The following is a 4,458-nucleotide window of genomic DNA, read 5'->3' on the forward strand; positions in this document are numbered from 1 at the left end:
TGTAGGTGCGCAACCGGAAGATCTTGCCCAGGTGGAAGTGTGCCAAGCCGTTGGCGAAGCTGCCGCTCGGCGTCCTCACCAGCGCCGGATTGACCGGGCCGGTGCCCGCGGAGGTAGCCAACGCCATGTTGGCGTTGTAGTCAGCCAGCGTCGCGTAGGAGATCAGCCCGCGTTCCCGGCCGAGCTTGTCCATGACGCTGTCGCAGGCGTCGATGCAAAGCGCGCAGGTGATGCATTCCAGCTGCTGGCCGTCGCGGATGTCGATTCCCATGGGGCAGACCGCGACACAGGCGTTGCAGTCGACGCAGTCGCCGACCGATTGCCCGGCGGCCGAGGCCTTCTTGGCGTGGCGCGAGCGCGGCTCGCCGCGCCAGTCGTTGTACGTCACCGTCAGCGAGTTTTCGTCGAGCATGGCCGCCTGGATGCGGGGCCACGGGCACATATAGGTGCAGACCTGCTCGCGCATCAGCCCGCCGAGCACATAGGTGGTGCCGGTGAGCACCGCGATCGTGGCATAGGCGATGGGCGCCGCCGTGCCGGTGACGACCTCGCCGAGCAGCTTCGGCGCATCGGCGAAGTAGAAGATCCAGGCGCCGCCGGTGGCCACAGCAATGACAAGCCAGATGGTGTGCTTGGATACGCGCAGGAAGAGCTTGCGGCCGCTCCAGGGAGCGGCATCCAGCTTCATGCGGGCATTGCGATCGCCTTCAATTGCGCGTTCGACGACAAGGAACAGGTCGACCCAGACGGTTTGCGGGCAGGTATAGCCGCACCAGGCTCGCCCGACCGTCGATGTGATCAGGAAAAGACCGACGCCCGCCATCATCAGAAGGCCGGCGACGTAGTAGAATTCCTGCGGCCAGATTTCGATGAAGAAGAAGTAGAAACGGCGGTTCGCCAGGTCGATGAGAACGGCTTGGTCGGGAGCGAAAGGCCCCCGATCCCAGCGCAGCCAGGGGGTCAGGTAATAGATGCCGAGCGTGATCGCCATCACCAGCCATTTGAACTGGCGGAAACGACCGGAGGCGCGCTTCGGAAAGATTTTCTTGCGCGCGGCGTAGAGCGGCTGTCGCGTCTTCGCGGAGTTGACCGCTTCGGCCTCGAGCCGTTCTACCTGCGACTGATCCAGCACGACGATCTCCAATCACGGCGAAATGATGCCGCCTTCTTTCCGGCAATCTCGCAATCGCGCGGGCGCGTCGCGTTGATGCAGGTCAAATTGAGCCATCAAAAAGCAAGTCGAGGCCCGGCATGACCGGGCCTCGTCGCTTGAACGGCTGAGGGCCGAGAATAGGCCCCGCTCCTATTCTCCGCCGCCAAGCGAATGGACATAGACAGCCAGCTCCTTGACCGTCGTCTCGCCGAGACGGCCGACCCAGGCAGGCATCACCCCGTTCTTCGGGGCTCGCACCTGGGCAGCAATCGCGGCCTCGCCGGAACCGTGGAGCCAGATGGCATCCGTCAGATCAGGTGCTCCGAGGTCGCGGTTGCCCTTAGCGTTCTCGCCATGGCAGGCGGCGCAATTGTCCGCGAAAACCTTGGCGCCGGGCTCGATCAGACTCTTGTCCTGTACCGGTCCGGAAAGGCTCGCCACATAGGCGCTGACCTGGGCGATCTGTTCCGGCTTGAGCACGTCGGCAAAGGCGGTCATCTCGGATTGACGGGTGTCGGGGTCCGCTGCGAAGCGGATGCCGTGCGTGATCGTCTGCTGGATCTCCTCCGCCTTGCCGCCCCAGAGCCAATCGTCATCGTTGAGGTTCGGAAACCCTGTCGATCCTTGCGCGCCGGAGCCGTGGCACTGCACGCAATTCACCTTGAACGCCGCGCCGCCGGCGGCGACGGCGAACTCGCGCAACGTGTCGTCAGCGGCGATTTCCGAAACGGTCTTGGACTGTATTGCCGTGACGTATTTGGCCTTGGCGGCGTCAGCCGCGGCCATCTCGTTCTTGACGTCATTGCGGCTGGAGAAGCCCAGGACGCCCCTGGTGGCGGAACTCAGCATCGGCCAGGCGGGATAGGCAATCGTGTATGCGAGCGCCCAGGCCACGGTGATGTAGAAGGTGATCACCCACCAGCGCGGCAGAGGATTGTTGAGCTCCTTGATACCGTCCCATTCATGGCCGGTCGTCGTGATGCCCGAGATTTCGTCGATATGCTCGTTGCTCATGATCAATCGTCCTGGAGAGGAATTTTAGCGGCGTCGTCGGCATGCTTTCTGCCACCCGGACGCAGCGCGAAGACAATGCAGCCGACAAAGAACAAAGCCATGGCAAGCAGGCCCCAACTGTCGGCGAACTCCCGCATCAAGTTGTATTCCATCGGTTGCCCTCCTCAGCGGTAGCCGGCTGCTTCGTCGTAGTTCTTGAAATCGACCAGGGTGCCGAGCATCTGGAGATAGGCTACGAGAGCATCCATCTCGGTGACCTGTTGCGGGTTGCCGTCGAAGTCGCCGATCTTGGCCTTGGGGTAGCGTTTCTCCAGGCCGGTCGTGTCGGCATTGGGATCGGCCTGCGCCGTCAGGTCGGCGTTTGCGTTGGCGACCATGTCGTCGGAGTAGGGCACCCCGACGCGCCTGTTCGCAACCAGATGCGTCGAGAAATCCTTCACCTCGATCGGCGTGTCTTTCAAGAACGCGTAGTTCGGCATGACCGATTCAGGCACCACGGAGCGCGGGTCGGCAAGATGCTGAACTTGCCAGCTGTTGGAGTAGCGATCGCCGACGCGAGCAAGATCCGGTCCGGTTCGCTTGGATCCCCACTGGAAGGGGTGGTCGTACATCGACTCTGCCGCCAGGCTGTAATGGCCGTAGCGTTCCACCTCGTCGCGGAACGGCCGGATCATCTGGCTGTGGCAGAGATAGCATCCCTCGCGCACATAGATGTTGCGTCCGGCAAGCTCCAGCGGGGTGTAGGGGCGCATGCCCTCGACCTCCTCGATCGTGTTGTCGAGATAGAAGAGCGGCGCGATCTCGACGATACCGCCAACGGTCACGACCAGCAGGGATCCGACGAGAAGAAGCGTCGCGTTCTTCTCGATCAGCGCGTGTTTGTCTATCAGGCCCATGTCTGGCTCCTTATTCGGCAGGCTGGAGGGCGGGGGCGGAACCCGGCAAAGGCTGCTCTTTGCGCTGGTAGCCACGGATGGTCATGGTGATGTTCCAGGCCATGATCAGCATGCCGGCCAGGTACATGGCGCCGCCCGCGGCGCGCATGATGTAGTAGGGATGCATCGCGGCGACCGTCTCGGCGAAGGAATAGACGAGGAAACCCTGCTCGTCGTATTCGCGCCACATGAGCCCCTGCATGATGCCCGAGACCCACATCACCGCCGCGTAGACAACGATGCCGAGCGTCGCCAGCCAGAAGTGCCAGGTGACGAGGCGCATCGAATAGAGCCGCTCGCGGTTCCAGAGCTTGGGCACCATGTAGTAGATCGCGCCGAAGCTGATCAGGCCGACCCAGCCGAGCGCGCCCGAATGGACGTGGCCGATTGTCCAGTCCGTGTAGTGCGACAGCGAGTTGACCGTCTTGATCGACATCATCGGCCCTTCGAAGGTCGACATGCCGTAGAAGGCGATGGCCGCCACCATCATGCGGACGATCGGGTCGGTGCGGATCTTGTCCCAGGCGCCGGAGAGGGTCATGAGGCCGTTGATCATGCCGCCCCAGGACGGCATCCACAGCATGATCGAGAACACCATGCCGAGCGTCTGCGCCCAGTCGGGCAGGGCGGTGTAATGGAGGTGGTGCGGTCCTGCCCAGATATAGAGGAAGATCAGCGCCCAGAAGTGGATGATCGACAGCCGGTAGGAATAGACCGGGCGGTTCACCTGCTTGGGCACGAAGTAGTACATCATGCCGAGGAAGCCCGCCGTCAGGAAAAACCCGACCGCATTATGGCCGTACCACCACTGCGTCAGCGCGTCCTGAACACCCGAGAATGCCGAGTAGCTCTTCGAGCCGAGGAACGAGACCGGCATCGTCAGGTTGTTGACGACATGCAGCATCGCGATGGTGACGATGAAGGACAGGTAGAACCAGTTGGCGACGTAGATATGCGGTTCCTTGCGCTTCAGAATGGTGCCGAGGAAAAGGATCAGATACGCGACCCAGACGATCGTCAGCCAGAGGTCGACATACCATTCCGGCTCGGCATATTCGCGGCCTTCGGTGATGCCCAGCAGATAGCCGGTCGCGGCCATGAGGATGAACAGCTGATAGCCCCAGAAGACGAACCAGGCGAGATTGCCGCCGAACAGCCTCGCGCGGGACGTGCGCTGCACGACATACATGGATGTGCACAGAAGGGCGTTGCCGCCAAAGGCGAAGATCACACCGGAGGTATGAAGCGGCCGCAGCCGGCCGAAATTGAACCAGGGCCCGATGTTAAGCTGCGGGTATGCAAGCTCCAGAGCGATGATCAAGCCGACCAGCATGCCGACGGCCCCCCAGAAGACCG

General features: G+C 62.4%; 5 protein-coding genes. All 5 read right to left on the bottom strand.

Annotated features, from left to right (window positions below; genetic code table 11):
- On the bottom strand, positions 1–1,132 hold a 1,132-nt coding region (ccoG, locus tag EOA28_RS26105), incomplete at its 3' end, for a cytochrome c oxidase accessory protein CcoG (protein ID WP_128315438.1).
- 171 nt (positions 1,133–1,303) lie between these two features.
- Positions 1,304–2,167, bottom strand: coding sequence for a cytochrome-c oxidase, cbb3-type subunit III (gene ccoP / locus EOA28_RS26110; protein ID WP_127250427.1), 864 nt, complete (start codon positions 2,165–2,167; stop codon positions 1,304–1,306).
- Positions 2,168–2,169: 2 nt separating this feature from the next.
- A complete protein-coding gene (locus EOA28_RS26115) occupies positions 2,170–2,319 on the bottom strand; it encodes a CcoQ/FixQ family Cbb3-type cytochrome c oxidase assembly chaperone (RefSeq protein ID WP_042647191.1) in 150 nt (49 codons plus the stop codon).
- A 12-nt stretch (positions 2,320–2,331) separates the two neighbouring features.
- Positions 2,332–3,063, bottom strand: coding sequence for a cytochrome-c oxidase, cbb3-type subunit II (gene ccoO / locus EOA28_RS26120; RefSeq protein ID WP_127250428.1), 732 nt, complete (start codon positions 3,061–3,063; stop codon positions 2,332–2,334).
- Between the two features lie 10 nt (positions 3,064–3,073).
- Positions 3,074–4,458: cytochrome-c oxidase, cbb3-type subunit I (ccoN, locus tag EOA28_RS26125; protein WP_128315439.1), on the bottom strand; the 1,385-nt coding region annotated here is incomplete at its 5' end.

It is taken from the genome of Mesorhizobium sp. M2A.F.Ca.ET.067.02.1.1 (assembly GCF_004023285.1).
GTDB lineage: Bacteria > Pseudomonadota > Alphaproteobacteria > Rhizobiales > Rhizobiaceae > Mesorhizobium.

Excerpts from the sequence above, each read along its gene's own strand:
- ccoP (WP_127250427.1), bottom strand. The coding sequence starts at position 2,167 with ATGAGCAACGAGCATATCGACGAAATCTCGGGCATCACGACGACCGGC.
- EOA28_RS26115 (WP_042647191.1), bottom strand. The coding sequence starts at position 2,319 with ATGGAATACAACTTGATGCGGGAGTTCGCCGACAGTTGGGGCCTGCTT.
- ccoO (WP_127250428.1), bottom strand. The coding sequence starts at position 3,063 with ATGGGCCTGATAGACAAACACGCGCTGATCGAGAAGAACGCGACGCTT.